Origin of the sequence: Cellulosimicrobium sp. 4261 (assembly GCF_040546915.1) — a bacterium.
GTDB classification, from domain to species: domain Bacteria; phylum Actinomycetota; class Actinomycetes; order Actinomycetales; family Cellulomonadaceae; genus Cellulosimicrobium; species Cellulosimicrobium cinnabarinum.
Window position 1 is genome coordinate 67,383 of record NZ_JBEPOQ010000008.1, and the last position, 13,727, is coordinate 81,109.

At 74.8% G+C, this 13,727-nt stretch carries 12 protein-coding genes; 5 read left to right on the top strand and 7 right to left on the bottom strand.

Translation table 11 applies throughout. The features are described 5' to 3' along the window. Window positions 1-60 precede the first annotated feature (60 nt). Complete coding sequence (locus tag ABIE39_RS11920) at window positions 61-879, bottom strand: amino acid ABC transporter ATP-binding protein (protein WP_083385403.1); 819 nt, start codon at window positions 877-879, stop codon at window positions 61-63. A 102-nt stretch (window positions 880-981) separates the two neighbouring features. Here ABIE39_RS11920 and miaB point away from each other — a divergent pair, with 102 nt between their 5' ends. Beyond that, entirely contained in the window at window positions 982-2,652 is a 1,671-nt protein-coding gene (gene miaB / locus ABIE39_RS11925; RefSeq protein ID WP_354051899.1) for a tRNA (N6-isopentenyl adenosine(37)-C2)-methylthiotransferase MiaB, read from the top strand. A gap of 80 nt (window positions 2,653-2,732) precedes the next feature. Here the strand turns inward: miaB and ABIE39_RS11930 are convergent, their stop codons facing one another. Further along, complete coding sequence (locus ABIE39_RS11930; protein WP_175009564.1) at window positions 2,733-3,245, bottom strand: type III secretion system chaperone family protein; 513 nt, start codon at window positions 3,243-3,245, stop codon at window positions 2,733-2,735. Beyond that, the gene (locus ABIE39_RS11935; RefSeq protein WP_175009563.1) at window positions 3,242-3,841 is read right to left on the bottom strand and encodes a type III secretion system chaperone family protein; all 600 of its coding nucleotides are present in this window, start codon (window positions 3,839-3,841) and stop codon (window positions 3,242-3,244) included. The genes ABIE39_RS11930 and ABIE39_RS11935 overlap by 4 nt, the downstream gene beginning before the upstream one ends. Before the next feature lie 99 nt (window positions 3,842-3,940). Between ABIE39_RS11935 and ABIE39_RS11940 the strand changes: the two genes are divergently transcribed. Continuing rightward, a complete protein-coding gene (locus ABIE39_RS11940) occupies window positions 3,941-4,624 on the top strand; it encodes a hypothetical protein (protein WP_209827635.1) in 684 nt (227 codons plus the stop codon). On the opposite strand, the gene ABIE39_RS11945 is transcribed toward ABIE39_RS11940, so the two are convergent. From ABIE39_RS11945 to ABIE39_RS11955, 3 genes are read right to left on the bottom strand one after another with little or no spacing between them, the layout of a single operon-like run. After that, the gene (locus tag ABIE39_RS11945) at window positions 4,614-6,611 is read right to left on the bottom strand and encodes a hypothetical protein (RefSeq protein WP_209827637.1); all 1,998 of its coding nucleotides are present in this window, start codon (window positions 6,609-6,611) and stop codon (window positions 4,614-4,616) included. The genes ABIE39_RS11940 and ABIE39_RS11945 overlap by 11 nt on opposite strands. After that, window positions 6,608-8,584 carry an HSP90 family protein gene (locus tag ABIE39_RS11950; RefSeq protein WP_209827639.1) on the bottom strand — a complete coding sequence of 659 codons (1,977 nt, stop codon included), beginning with the start codon at window positions 8,582-8,584 and terminating at the stop codon, window positions 6,608-6,610. Before ABIE39_RS11950 ends, ABIE39_RS11945 begins: the two co-directional genes overlap by 4 nt. Then, complete coding sequence (locus ABIE39_RS11955) at window positions 8,581-9,078, bottom strand: YbjN domain-containing protein (RefSeq protein WP_175009559.1); 498 nt, start codon at window positions 9,076-9,078, stop codon at window positions 8,581-8,583. Before ABIE39_RS11955 ends, ABIE39_RS11950 begins: the two co-directional genes overlap by 4 nt. A gap of 141 nt (window positions 9,079-9,219) precedes the next feature. On the opposite strand from ABIE39_RS11955, the gene miaA reads away from it, so the two are divergent. Beyond that, complete coding sequence (miaA, locus tag ABIE39_RS11960) at window positions 9,220-10,290, top strand: tRNA (adenosine(37)-N6)-dimethylallyltransferase MiaA (RefSeq protein ID WP_175009558.1); 1,071 nt, start codon at window positions 9,220-9,222, stop codon at window positions 10,288-10,290. After that, window positions 10,287-11,309, top strand: a complete 1,023-nt coding sequence (gene dapF, locus ABIE39_RS11965; RefSeq protein WP_354051902.1) for a diaminopimelate epimerase — start codon at window positions 10,287-10,289, stop codon at window positions 11,307-11,309. The genes miaA and dapF overlap by 4 nt, the downstream gene beginning before the upstream one ends. A gap of 11 nt (window positions 11,310-11,320) precedes the next feature. Here dapF and ABIE39_RS11970 read toward each other — a convergent pair whose 3' ends face one another. Further along, window positions 11,321-11,998, bottom strand: a complete 678-nt coding sequence (locus tag ABIE39_RS11970) for a class I SAM-dependent methyltransferase (protein WP_209827641.1) — start codon at window positions 11,996-11,998, stop codon at window positions 11,321-11,323. 148 nt (window positions 11,999-12,146) lie between these two features. Here ABIE39_RS11970 and hflX point away from each other — a divergent pair, with 148 nt between their 5' ends. Next, the gene (hflX, locus tag ABIE39_RS11975; protein ID WP_209827643.1) at window positions 12,147-13,703 is read left to right on the top strand and encodes a GTPase HflX; all 1,557 of its coding nucleotides are present in this window, start codon (window positions 12,147-12,149) and stop codon (window positions 13,701-13,703) included. Window positions 13,704-13,727: the final 24 nt, after the last annotated feature.

Genomic DNA, 13,727 nt, shown 5'->3' on the forward strand with positions numbered 1-13,727 from the left:
TTGCGGCGCCTCGCTGCTCCGCCCGGTGCGTCTCCGGTGGTCAGGTCCCCGGTCCGGGGCTCAGTGCGTGAGGATCTTGGAGAGGAAGTCCTGGGCGCGCTCGCTCTTCGGCGCGGTGAAGAACTCCTCGGGGTGGGCCTCCTCGACGATCTGGCCGTCCGCCATGAAGACGACGCGGTTGGCGGCCTTCCGGGCGAAGCCCATCTCGTGGGTGACGACGATCATGGTCATGCCCTCCTTGGCGAGCGAGACCATGACGTCGAGGACCTCGTTGATCATCTCGGGGTCGAGCGCCGACGTGGGCTCGTCGAACAGCATGACCTTGGGCTTCATCGCGAGGGCCCGGGCGATGGCCACGCGCTGCTGCTGGCCGCCCGAGAGCTGCGCGGGCATCTTCTGCGCCTGGTTCTTCACGCCGACCCGGTCGAGGAGGGCCAGCGCGCGCTCCTTGGCGTCCTTGCCCCGCTCACGGCGCACCTTGACGGGCCCGAGCGTCACGTTGTCGAGGATCGTCTTGTGCGCGAACAGGTTGAAGGACTGGAAGACCATGCCGACGTCGGAGCGCAGGCGTGCGAGCGCCTTGCCCTCTTCGGGCAACGGCTCCCCGTCCACGAGGATCTCGCCCGAGTCGATCGTCTCCAGCCGGTTGATCGCCCGGCACAGGGTCGACTTGCCCGAGCCGGACGGTCCGATGACGACGAGCACCTCGCCGCGCCGGACCGTGAGGTTGATGTCGCGCAGCACGTGGAGCTCGCCGAAGTGCTTGTTCACGTCGCGCAGCTCGACGAGCGGCTCACCGAGGACCTGCTCGGCGGGGAGGGGCTGAGCGTCCTGCGCGCTGCGCTGCGCGTCGGACGGCGAAGGGGTTTCGTCGGCCATTCCTGGACACTATGTCCCTTCTGTTGCACGGTGCCACCTCATCCGGCAACAACCGGGCAACAGTTCAGTAACACGGCACCCGGAGCCGTACCCTGGACGGTGATGTCCACGATCGCCCCCGCCCCCGTCCCGGCTGCCCCCGCACCCCGCTCCAGCGCCGCTGCGCCGGCCGACGACGCGCACCCCCGCACCTACGTCGTGCGCACGCTCGGGTGCCAGATGAACGTCCACGACTCCGAGCACATGGCGGGGATGCTCGAGCAGGCGGGCTACACGCGCGCGAGCGCACAGGACGAGGCGGCGAACCGCGCCGACGTCGTCGTCATCAACACGTGCGCCGTGCGCGAGAACGCCGCGACGCGTCTCTACGGCAACCTCGGTCAGCTCGCCTCGGTCAAGGCCGCGCGTCCCGGCATGCAGATCGCCGTCGGCGGCTGCCTCGCCCAGAAGGACCGCGGCACCATCGTCGAGAAGGCCCCCTGGGTCGACGTCGTCTTCGGCACCCACAACCTCGACGCCCTGCCCGTCCTGCTCCAGCGCGCGCGGCACAACGAGGCGGCGCAGGTGGAGATCGCCGAGTCGCTGCAGGTGTTCCCCTCCACGCTGCCGACGAAGCGCGAGTCGGTCTACGCCGGGTGGGTCTCCATCAGCGTCGGGTGCAACAACACGTGCACGTTCTGCATCGTGCCGCACCTGCGCGGCAAGGAGCGCGACCGTCGCCCGGGCGAGGTGCTCGCCGAGGTCGGCGCGCTGGTCGAGGCGGGCGCCATCGAGGTGACGTTGCTCGGCCAGAACGTCAACAGCTACGGCGTCGAGTTCGGCGACCGCGGCGCGTTCGCCAAGCTCCTGCGCGCGTGCGGGACGATCGACGGGCTCGAGCGCGTGCGGTTCACGTCGCCGCACCCGGCCGCGTTCACCGACGACGTCATCGCGGCCATGGCCGAGACGCCGAACGTCATGCCCCAGCTCCACATGCCGCTCCAGTCGGGCTCCGACCGCGTGCTGCGTGCGATGCGCCGCTCCTACCGCTCCGAGCGGTTCCTCGGGATCCTCGACCGCGTCCGAGCCGTCATGCCCGACGCCGCGATCACCACCGACATCATCGTGGGCTTCCCGGGCGAGACCGAGGAGGACTTCGCGGAGACGATGCGGGTCGTCGAGGCGTCGCGCTTCTCCTCGGCGTTCATCTTCCAGTACTCGCCACGCCCCGGGACGCCCGCCGCGACGATGGACGGGCAGCTCCCCAAGGAGGTCGTGCAGGAGCGCTTCGAGCGGCTCCAGGCGCTCCAGGAGCGGATCGCCGGCGAGGAGTCGGCACGCCAGGTCGGCCGGACGATCGACGTCCTCGTCGGTGAGGGGGCAGGGCGCAAGGACGGCGCGACGCACCGCGTGACCGGCCGCGCCCCCGACAACCGCCTCGTGCACCTCGCGCTCCCGGCGGACGTCGTCTCGGTGCCCGACGACGCCCCGTCCGACCGGACCGGGGCGCCCGGCTCCGTCGACCCGCGCCTCGCGGACGACCTCGACGCCCGCCTGCCGCGTCCCGGCGACGTCGTCACGGTCGAGGTCACCCGGTCCGCGCCGCACCACCTCCTCGCCGACTCGGCGCTCGCGGGCGGCACGTTCGCCGTGCGCCGGACCCGCTCCGGCGACGCGTGGGCGAAGCGCGAGCGCGCTCGCCTGGGCGGTGGCGACGACGACCACGGTCACGGGCACGGCGGCGGCGCGCCGTCGGGCCCCGTCGTCCTGGGCCTCCCCACGCTCCGCTCCTGAGCGCGGGTTCGAGGAACGAGGAGCAGACGCCGGACCGAGCGAGCCCCGTGGGTGGACACGACGACAGGTGCCCCCGTGCGTCAGTCGTCCAGGGTCCCCGGCGGGAGCTGGGCGCCGATGGCGTGGAAGAGCTGCACGGCGGTGCCGAGCCCGCACGAGACGGTCTGCGCGAGCTGGTCGTCGGTCGCGCCGTGCTCGAGGTCGACCGAGACCTCGGCGTAGAGCGCGAGCCGTCCCCCCTCCTCGCGCACGTAGACCTTGGGCCAGATGCGCTCGCGGTTCCAGTCGTTGACGGCCTGGAGCGTGACGAGGCGCGACTCGACGGGGAGCGTCGTGGACCAGCGGCCGCGGACCTGGAGGATCTCCGACCGGTCGCCGAGCAGCAGGAACCAGAAGCGGTGACCGTCCCACGTGCCCGTGATGTCGCCGTCGTCGTCCACGCGGAAGTGGTAGCCGCGGCGGGTCAGGTGGTCGCCGATGCGCGCCATCGACAGCGCGCGCGGCAGCTCCTCCTCGCGCGGGAACGAGTCCGGCGCCTTGGGCCGGCGGTTGCCGAACAGGCGCGTGAACCAGTTGGTGCGGGCCTGCGTCATGGCGCCTGCCTCGCGGGGTCGGGGTAGAACTCGTCGAGCGCGTCGAAGAACATCGACCCCGTGCTCAGCCCGCACTGGAGGAGCTGGTCGAGCTGGTCGTCCGTCACGCCGTGCTCGAGGTCGACCGTCACCTCCGTGAAGACCTGGACCATCCCGTTGTCGCGGACGCGCGTGTACGTCTTGGGCCAGATGCGGTCGGCGTTCCACTCGTTGCAGAACTCGAGGATCTCTTCGAGACGCTCGAGCGCGAGGTCGCGGTTCCACTGGCCACGCACCTGGAGGATCTCGTCGTTGTTGCCGAAGAGCAGGAAGTAGAACAGGCGGCCGTGCCACAGCCCGCCGACGTCGCCGTCGGAGTCGACGAAGTAGCTGTACCCGCTGTCCGTGATCCACTCGACGACCCGCGAGAGCGTGAGCGGCGTGGGAGGCTGCAGGACGTCGGTCGCGACCTGGCCCAGCTCGCGCGCCAGCAGGTCCTCGACCTGCGACTGCAGGTCGTCCGCCGGCCGGGCCGCGCCGGGCCGACCCCCGTCTTCTGCCCCACCGGGATTCCCGTCCCGCCGGTCGTCGTCGTCCCGCGCCCCGAAGAACCTCACCTCCCTACCGTACTCGCGCCCGACCGCGGACGCCGCATCGCGGGCCGTCCGGGGAGGCCGCCGCGACGGCGGGGGAGCGGGCACCACTACGGTGGGACGGTGACCGTCCGCGCCGTCGTGCTCCCCGGAACCGCCCTGCTCGTCCCGGGAGCGGCCGGTGCCGCCTCGGTCCTCGAGCCGGTGCGCGACGCCGCGCTCGCGGCGCTCGCGGACCTCGTGGCGGACCTGCCTGCAGACGGAGGCGAGTCGGCCGTCGTCGTGGTCGCCCCCGGGACGGCGCGTGCCCGCGGCGCCGCCAGGGCGTCGCTCGCCGCGGCGGGCATCGCGGACCGGTGGATCGACCCGGCATGGGCCGGCGCCACGCGACCGCTCGACCGACCCGTGGCCGGGACGGCTGCCTCCGTGGCGCTCCTCGCGCTCGCCGGAGCGGGCTGGCCGGGGGACGTGGACGTCGTCGAGCTCGGTGGCCCGGGGACGGGCACCGAGACGTACACCGACACGGGCACGGAGACGGCGACGGCGACGGAGGCGAGCGCGGCTCTCGGCGCCGCCCGGGCGGTCGGTGCGGAGCTCGCCCGGGAGGGTGCGCGGCTCGTCGTCGTGCACGACCCGCGATCGACTCTGCCCGAGGCCGCGCTCGACGGGTTCGTCGCCGCGGCGGGCGCCGAGGCCGCGCCGGTCGCGACGGACGACGAACCGGGCCCCGCCGTGGCGGTCCGGCGGTACGAGGTCGGCACCCCCGCAGCCGGCAGCCGCCCGGCAGGGCCCGTCGTCAGCCGCTGAGGCCCGTCCCGACGGCGGCCGCCTCGTCGTCGCGCCCGAGGCGGCGCAGCGCCGCGACCATCTCGTTGCCGACCATCGCGCGCGACTCGGCGTCGTGGACGATGGCGAAGCCCTCCATGGCCGACTCGAGCAGCTCCACCGCGTCGGTGTCCTTCCCCGCCTCGCAGCGCGAGCGGCCGGCGAGCCAGAAGGCGTGCGCCGCGTCCCGGACGTCGCCGGCGCGGGCGAACTCCTCGGCGACGGACTCCGCGAGCGTCGCTGCCGCGTCGAGGTCGCCCGCGGTCGCGAGGAGGCGGGCGCGCGTGTCGTCGAGGTCGCGACGCTCGCGCGCGTCGGCTGCCTCGTCACGCTCGACGAGTTCTGCGGCCCGTGGCCCGGAACCGTCGCCCGTGCCCTCGCTCGCCGCGGCGAGGTCGTCGAGCGTGCGCTCGACCTGCCCCAGGGCGGCGGTCACGTCGCCACGCCCGGCCTCGAGCCGCGCGTACGCGCGCACGACCTGCCCGACGAACCGGGGCGCGACACCACCGGCTCGCAGGAGCGCGAGGGCGTGCAGGAACGCGGGCGCGGCACCCTCGTCGTCGCCCTCCAGCGCGGCGAGCTGCGCCGCTTCGGCGAGCGCGAACCCGGCGCGGTCCAGGTGACCGGAGGACTCCAGGAGCGACGACGCGCGACGCAGGAGGCGTGCGGCCCGGACCGGGTCGTCGCCTGCCACGTCGTCGGCGAGCGCGAGCAGGCCGTCGGCGTCGGTGGGCTCGTCGGCGGTCTCGGCCGGGGTCCAGTCGGCGACCGCGGACGCCTCGTGCGCGAGCCCGGCCGGGAGGTCCGACGGGCCACCCGCGGTGCCTTCGGCCCCGGCGGCGGGCTGCGGTGTCACCACCGGGGCGTCCACGGAGAGCACGGCCAGGTCGACGGGGAGCGTGCGCGCGCCCCGCTCCCACGCCGCGCGCAGCCGCTCGGACGCCGCCGTCGTGCCGTTGCGCGCGTCGAAGGACTGCGCGAGCGCGGCCGCCTCGCCGCGCACCCACGCGTCGAGCTCGGCGACCGTCCTGGCCGGCACGTCCCGCAGCGCGAGCGGGGCGTCGCCGTGGTCGGCCCGCAGGACGCCTGTGGCGACGCTCACGCTCGTGAGGAAGCCGAGCCGGTCGCCCGGCGAGTCCGCCTCCATGAGGAAGGCCTGGTGCTCCACGAGCATTCGCAGCGCGCGCGACGCGTTGCCCGTCCGCGCGAGGAACTCCACGTGACGACCCTTCGGGCCCGTCATCGTCACCCCGGTGTCGAGGTGGCGCAGCCCGCGGCGGTGCGTGCGCGCCGCGGCCTCGGCGTCGCCGACCTCCACGTACGCCAGCTGGAGGTGGGACAGCATGTCGCCGGGCTCGGTGGCGCACGACGGCGACCCCTGGAGCACGCCCTCGAGCAGCCGGACGCCCTCGTCGTGCCGGCCCGTCTCGAAGAGGTACGCCGCGCGGTCGCCGGGTTCGCACGCCTCGCACTGCGAGTAGTCGTCGCGCGGGGTCGCGACCCACGCGCGGTACGCGTCCTCGACGTCCGTCGCGCCCCGCTCGCGTGCCCACTCGAAGCGCTCCAGGGCGACGGCGTTCGTGCCGTTGCCCGCGAGCGCGTACCGGCGCGCCATGTCGTCGAGAGTGCGCTCGATCTGCGCGGCGGGGACGTCGGGGAACTCCATGAGGTGCCCGACCATCCACTTGAACGACCAGAACAGCGAGTGCGCGTCCTCGGCGTCGAAGTGCTCGGGGTGCTCGTCCCACCAGCGCAGCATCTTGGTGAACGGCAGGTACGCCTTGGTCACCTCGCCGCCCCACACGTACGACTCGACGAGGACGAACAGCGCGTAGGCGCGCGCCGCGTCGGGGCCCTCGGCCTCGACGCGCTCGAGCTCGGCCGCTGCGGCCGTGGAGCGCGCGAGGCCGTAGGGCATGCGGCGGACGTCGTACAGGGCGGCGTTCACCTGGTCCACGGACCGGGTCATCGGTTCTCCTCGTCGGCAGGGGGGTCGGGTTCCGTGGCGGCGTCCTGCCCGGCCGCGAGGGCGCGGGCGAGCAGGAGCGACAGGGAGTCGTTCATGAGGGTCGCCTCGGCGGGCTGGAGCGCCTTGCCGGACGCGAGCACCGCCGTGACGTAGAGGGAGCGGGCGCCCGCGGCGCGCACCTGCGCGTCGGGGCTCGCGAGCAGGTCGCGCACGGTGGTGTTGGCGTCGTTGAGGACCAGGCGGCGGGGGCGGGCCGGGGCGCTGAGGCCCGCGAGGATCTCGCCCCACAGGTCCTCGGTCTCCGCGACGCGGGCGGCCTCGCGCGCATGGTCGCCCTCGCGGTCGTGCAGGAGCATGGCCGGGAGGGCGTCGGGCTCGTACCGGCGCAGCACGACGTCGCAGTCCTGCTCGGCGAGCGCGTCGTCGAGCGACGCGAGCGCGTCGGCGACCTCGAGCTCGCGCAACGGCTCGACCTCCGTGAGGACGTGCGCGACGTCCGCGGCCGAGACGGGCGACAGCCGCCACCGCGGGAACCGCGCCGCGACGCGCTCCAGCAGGTCGGCGTCGTAGACGTAGCCGCCGTTGACGACCGCGAGCCCCTGCGCCGCCGCGACGGGTGCGATGCGCCGGAACTCCTCGACGCTCGCCGTGTACAGGAGGCGCCCGTCGGGGTGGTCCGCCGCGAGGCCGGCGAGCGTCGTGGACCCGGCCGTCGTCTCGAAGGGCAGCACGCGCGCGGCGACGTCGAGCATCTCGTCGTCGGTGAGCGCGAGCGCACGCACGGCGAGGTGGTGCGTCTCGAGGAAGCGCCGCGCCAGGACGGAGTCCGTCGCGAGCGTCTCCAGCAGCCATCGCCGCACCTGCGCCCCGAGCGCGTCGCGGGTCGCGAGCAGGACCTCGTCCTCGTACAGCCCCTCGCGCGACGCCGTCGGGCGCAGCACGGACGCGTCGAGGACGCACCGCACGAAGAACGCCCACGGGGGCAGCAGGTCGTCGACCGCGCTGCCCAGGAGCATGCGCTTGAGGTAGACCCGGTGCCGCGACGTCGTGGTCGGCGCGACCGCGGCCGGGAGCACGTACGCGACGCCCGTCAGGCCGGCGAGCGGCAGGTCGAGGTCGATCCGGGCCAGCGGGGTGAAGCCGAGGGTGCGCTCGGCGTACGTGGCGAGCGCGGCGTCGCGGGCCGCGGGCGTCGGGTGCGGAGCGCGCCACGGCAGCTCCTCCCCGCTGAGCCGGCGCACCGCGACCGGGGCGTCGCCGGTCGCCCCGCCGACGCCGGTGACGTCGTCGAGACGTGTCTCGACGAGCAGCTCGACCGGCAGGAGCGAGCCGAAGTCCTGGGCGAGCGCGACCACGGACTCCGGGGCCAGCCAGTGCTCGGTGTCCCGCCGCGGGTGCAGCCGGACGAGGCTCCCGGGCTCGGCGGGTGCCGCCGGGTCGTCCGGGGAGAGCTCGACGAGCTCGTACGTGCCGTCGGCGCGGCCGCGCCAGCGCACGGGGGCGGGCGCGTCGCCCGACGCCGTGCGGCGTGCGGAGCGCGAGACGAGCTCGATCTCGTCGGCGACCATGAACGCGGACAGGAGCCCGATGCCGAACTGGCCCAGGAACTCCTCGCGCCCCGTCCCGAGCTCGACGTCGCGCTTGGAGCTGCGCCCGATGGTCGCGAGGAGCTCCCGCGCCTCGTCCCGGGTCAGCCCCACGCCCGAGTCGTGCACCTCCAGGCCGCCGTCGGGCAGCGGGCGGAGCAGGATCCGCGCCGGTGCCTGCGGCCCCTCGAGCCCGGCGCGCGCGGTGATCGCGTCGACGCCGTTCTGCAGCAGCTCGCGCAGGTAGACGCGCGGGCTCGAGTAGAGGTGCCGGGCCAGGAGGTCGACGACGCCCCGCAGGTCGACCTGGAAGGCCGTCGTCTCCTCGCCCGGGGCGCCCCCGTCCGGCGCGGTGCGGCCCGCGGTGCTCTCGTGCGTGCCGGTCACCGCGCGTCGACGTCGGCGCCGCCCTCGGCCACGGTCTGCGCGGCCGTGTCGGGGAAGCGGGCGTCGAGCGCGTCGAAGAACTGCAGGCCCGTGAACAGGCCGCACTCGAGGAGCTGGCCGAGCTGGTCGTCCGCGACGCCGAACTCGAGGTCCGTCGCCACCTCCGTGTAGACCGCGAGCTGGTCGTCCTCGACGCGCGCGTAGACCTTCGGCCAGATCTTGTCGCGGTTGAACTCGTTGGCGACGAGCGCGACCTGCGCCTCGGCCGACGCCGGCAGCGTCCGGTTCCACCGGCCGCGCACCTGCAGGATCTCCTGCTTCTCGCCCATGAGGAAGAAGAAGAACACCTTGCCGTCCCAGTTGCCGCCCAGGTCCCCGTCCGAGTCGACGAAGTACCGCCAGTCGCGGCTCGTGAGGAACGCCTCGACCCGCTCGCGCGTCAGCGGCGCGTTCTGGCTCGTCGGTGCGGCGTCCGGCTTGGTGAAGAAACCCATGTTCTCGAGTCCTTGTCGTCTGAGAGATCGTCGTGAGTCGTGCGAGTCGGTGGTCGCGCGGGCGGACCGACCACGGACACACTACGCATCCCCGCCCACACGCTTCCGGCCGCCAGCCGCCCGGACGGTACCGTTGCGCGGGTGAAAACCGAGCACGACCCCGCCGGAGCGCCCGCGTCCGCACGAGGTGTCGTCGTCGCCGTCGTCGGCCCGACGGCCACGGGGAAGTCGGACCTCGCCCTCGACCTCGCCGAGCGCCTGTCCGTCCCCGGGGCGCCCGCGGAGATCGTCAACGCCGACGCCTACCAGCTCTACCGCGGCATGGACGTCGGGACCGCGAAGGTCCCCGTCGCCGAGCGCCGTGGCGTGCGCCACCACCTCCTCGACGTGCTCGACCCCGCCGAGGACGCCTCGGTGGCCCGCTACCAGACCGAGGCGCGCCGCGTGCTCGACGAGATCGCCGCGCGGGGCGCGCGCGCCGTCGTCGTGGGCGGCAGCGGGCTGTACGTCCGCGCGCTCCTCGACGACATGCGCTTCCCGGGTACGGACCCCTCGGTACGGGCGGCGCTCGAGGCGCGTGCGGAGGAGCAGGGTCCGCGCGCGCTGCACGACGAGCTCGCCCGGCGCGACCCCGCGGCGGCCGCGAGCATCGGCCCGGCCAACACCCGCCGGCTCGTCCGGGCGCTCGAGGTCATGGAGCTCACCGGTGAGCCGTTCACGGCGAACCTCCCGCGCCAGGTCTACGTCCGTCCGACGGTCCAGATCGGCCTCGACTGCGACCGGGCCGTGCTCGACGCGCGGGTCGCCGGCCGCGTCGAGCGCATGTGGGAGCAGGGCCTCGTGGCGGAGGTGCGTCGCGTGGAGGCGCACGGCATGGGCCGCACGGCCCGGCGCGCCGTCGGCTACGCGGAGGTGCTCGCCGCGCTGCACGGCGAGATCACGGAGGACGCCGCGCGCGAGGCCGTCACCGCCAACACGCGGCGCCTCGCGCGCAAGCAGATGGGCTGGTTCGGCCGGGACCCGCGCGTCGGCTGGCTCGACGCGCAGTCGCCGACGCGCGTGGAGGACGCTCTCGCGCTCGTCGCCGCGGCGGACGAGCGCGCGGCCTCGCAGGGCACGGACGGGCACGGGCCCGGGGCTGCGCCGGGCCCCGCCGGCGGGCCGGACGAAGCGGACGGCGGCGCGCCCGTGCGCCGTAGTCTGGGCTCATGACGCGCACCCGCTTCACCAAGGGCCACGGGACCCGCAACGACTTCGTGCTCATCGCCGACACGAAGGGGGAGCTCGACCTCTCGCCCGAGCTCGTGCGCGCCCTCGCCGACCGCCGCGGCGGCATCGGGGGAGACGGAGTCATCCGCCTCGTGCCCACCGCGCTCGTGCCCGAGTCGCGCGACGTGCTCGCGGAGGACCCGCACGCCATCTGGTTCATGGACTACCGCAACGCCGACGGCTCGGTCGCCGAGATGTGCGGCAACGGGGTCCGCGTCTTCGCGGCGTTCGCCGAGCGGCTCGGGCTCGTGAGCTTCGCGGGCGGCACGGAGGTCCCGGTCGGCACGCGCGCGGGCGTCAAGCGCGTGCGCAAGGAGGACGACGGCTGGTTCGCCGTCGACATGGGCCCGTGGTTCCTCTCCGGCGGCCGCCCCGCGCTCCAGGACGGGTACGACGCGACCGTCGTCGTCCGGGGCTGGGAGGTCCCGCGCCCGGCGCTCAGCGTCGACCTCGGCAACCCCCACACCGTCCTCGCCGTCGCGCGCGAGGACGTGCTCGAGCGCGCCGACCTCACCGAGGCACCCGTCGTCGAGCCGACTCCGTCCCACGGGACGAACGTCGAGCTCGTGGTGCCCCTCGGCGAGACGACGGCGGAGGACGGCACCGTCGTCGGGCACGTGCGCATGCGCGTGCACGAGCGCGGCGTCGGGGAGACGCCGTCGTGCGGGACGGGCGCGTGCGCGGCGGCGCTCGCGGTCCGCGTGTGGGGCGGGCCCGACGCGCCGGACACCTACCTCGTCGACGTCCCGGGCGGCACGGTGCGCGTGCGGGCGCTCCCGGGCGGCCGCGTCGAGCTCGCGGGTCCCGCGGTGCTCGTCCACTCGGGCGAGATCGACCTCGCCGCGCTCGTCCCGGGCTCGCCGGACGACGCCGCGCGCGCCGGCGCGGACGACGACCCCGCGGCGGGCCCGGCCGCCGAACCGGTCGGCTCCACGCCCGAGGACGACCGCGCGCCGGTCTGACGAACGGGCCCTCAGCGCGGCGCGACGACCTCGAGCACGCGGAACCCCTTCGCGCTCGCGGCGCGCCCGACGACCGCGCCCGGCAGGAGCGGGGGCAGCGCCTCGGCGAGCCAGCGCTGGAGCGAGTCCGAGCCCAGGTTGCGCTGGACCACGAGGTGCGCGCTCGCACCCGGCGCGAGCCGCGGCAGCCAGTGCAGCAGCATGCCGTGCAGGACGTCCTTGCCGACCCGGATCGGCGGGTTCGACCACAGCGCGGCGAGCCGGACGTCGTCGGGCACCTCGTCCGGGAGGACGGCGCGGACGTTGTCCAGACCGAGGCGCTGCGCGTTGCGACGCACGAGGTCGAGCGCGCGCTCGTTGACGTCGACCGCCCACACGGTCGCGTCCGGCGCCTCGAGGGCCATCGTCAGGGCCACCGGACCCCAGCCGCAGCCGAGGTCGAGGACGTGGGCGGGGCCGTCGTCGGGCCGGGCCGCGAGGACGTCGTCGAGCGGCGGCGTGGTGCGCAGCAGCACCTGCGTGCCGAGGTCCAGGCGGCCGGGGGAGAAGACGCCCGAGGCGACCTCGACCTCCACGTCGCGGCCGGCGAGCCGCACCGAGATCGTGCGGCGCTCGGCGGCGGACGCGGGCTGCGCGGTGAAGTAGTGGTCCGGCGCGGGGTCGACGGCGGGGTCCTGGTCCTCGGTCACGTCGGCCGATCCTACGCGGGCGCGCTCGCCGCAGCGGGCGCCGGACCGCTCGTCGTGCGCTTAACCGCTGGCCTCGGGACGATTTCGCGTGCCACGCTTGTTGTCACACCCGGGCGCACGAGCGCCCACCACCGACGGAAGGCGGCACATGAGCCCAACCCCTGCGAACACTCCGAACCCCACCTCGGCTCAGGACGAGCCGACCGGCGCGACGCGGGACATCGCGAGCGACGTCGTGGCGCGGGTGCTCGCTCGGGCCGGGACGGCACGCGCCGAGGGCGGCACGGTCCATGCGGAGCACGACGGCGAGCAGCTCGAGCTCGAGGAGCGCAGCGCGCTGCGCCGCGTGGTCGGCCTGTCGACCGAGCTCGAGGACGTCACCGAGGTCGAGTACCGGCAGCTGCGCCTCGAGAAGGTCGTGCTCGTCGGGCTGTGGAGCCCCGGCTCCGACCCGCGCGAGGACGGCGCGCCCACGTCTGCCGAGGAGGCCGAGATCTCGCTGCGCGAGCTCGCCGCCCTCGCGGAGACCGCGGGCTCCCAGGTGCTCGACGGCGTGATCCAGCGCCGTGCGAAGCCCGACCCGGGCACGTACCTGGGCTCCGGCAAGGCCGCGCAGCTCGCGGACGTCGTCGCCACCAGCGGGGCGGACACGGTCGTGATCGACGGCGAGCTCGCGCCCTCCCAGCGGCGCGCGCTCGAGGACATCGTCAAGGTCAAGGTGATCGACCGGACCGCGCTGATCCTCGACATCTTCGCCCAGCACGCCAAGTCGCGGGAGGGCAAGGCCCAGGTCGAGCTCGCCCAGCTCGAGTACCTCCTGCCACGCCTGCGCGGCTGGGGCGAGTCGATGTCGCGTCAGGCCGGTGGCCAGGTCGGCGGCGCCGGCGCGGGCATGGGGTCGCGCGGTCCCGGTGAGACGAAGATCGAGCTGGACCGGCGACGCATCCGCAACCGGATGGCCAAGCTGCGCCGCGAGATCCAGGCGATGGCCCCGGGTCGGGAGACCAAGCGCGCGTCGCGCAAGCGGCACGCCGTCCCGTCCGTCGCGATCGCGGGCTACACGAACGCGGGCAAGTCGAGCCTCCTCAACGCCATCACCGGCGCGGGCGTGCTCGTCGAGAACGCGCTGTTCGCGACGCTCGACCCCACGGTGCGCCGCACGCGCACCGAGGACGGCCGGGTCTACACGCTCGCCGACACCGTCGGGTTCGTGCGGGCGCTGCCGCACCAGCTCGTCGAGGCGTTCCGCTCGACGCTCGAGGAGGTCGGCGACGCCGACCTGCTGCTGCACGTGGTGGACGCCTCGCACCCGGACCCGGAGGGACAGATCGCGGCGGTGCGCCACGTCCTGGCCGACATCCCGGGCGTGGAGGACGTGCCCGAGGTGATCGTGCTCAACAAGGCGGACCTCGCCGACCCGGAGACGATCGCGCGCATCCGGCTGCGCGAGCGCCGCACGGTCGTGGTGTCGGCGTACACCGGCGAGGGGATCGAGCACCTGCGCGAGCTCATCGCCCACGAGCTGCCGCGCCCGGACGTGGAGATCGACGTCGTCGTGCCGTACCACCGCGGCGACCTCGTGCACCGCGTGCACACCGAGGGCGAGATCGACCACGAGGAGCACACGCCCGAGGGCACGCTCCTGCGCGGTCGCGTCGCCCAGGCGCTCGCGACGGAGCTCGTCGGAGCGTCCGCGGCGAGCTGAGCTCCTCCCGCCGGGACTGCCGGC

Excerpts from the sequence above, each read along its gene's own strand:
- ABIE39_RS11920 (WP_083385403.1), bottom strand. The coding sequence starts at position 879 with ATGGCCGACGAAACCCCTTCGCCGTCCGACGCGCAGCGCAGCGCGCAG.
- miaB (WP_354051899.1), top strand. The coding sequence starts at position 982 with ATGTCCACGATCGCCCCCGCCCCCGTCCCGGCTGCCCCCGCACCCCGC.
- ABIE39_RS11930 (WP_175009564.1), bottom strand. The coding sequence starts at position 3,245 with ATGACGCAGGCCCGCACCAACTGGTTCACGCGCCTGTTCGGCAACCGC.
- ABIE39_RS11945 (WP_209827637.1), bottom strand. The coding sequence starts at position 6,611 with ATGACCCGGTCCGTGGACCAGGTGAACGCCGCCCTGTACGACGTCCGC.
- ABIE39_RS11955 (WP_175009559.1), bottom strand. The coding sequence starts at position 9,078 with ATGGGTTTCTTCACCAAGCCGGACGCCGCACCGACGAGCCAGAACGCG.
- dapF (WP_354051902.1), top strand. The coding sequence starts at position 10,287 with ATGACGCGCACCCGCTTCACCAAGGGCCACGGGACCCGCAACGACTTC.
- hflX (WP_209827643.1), top strand. The coding sequence starts at position 12,147 with ATGAGCCCAACCCCTGCGAACACTCCGAACCCCACCTCGGCTCAGGAC.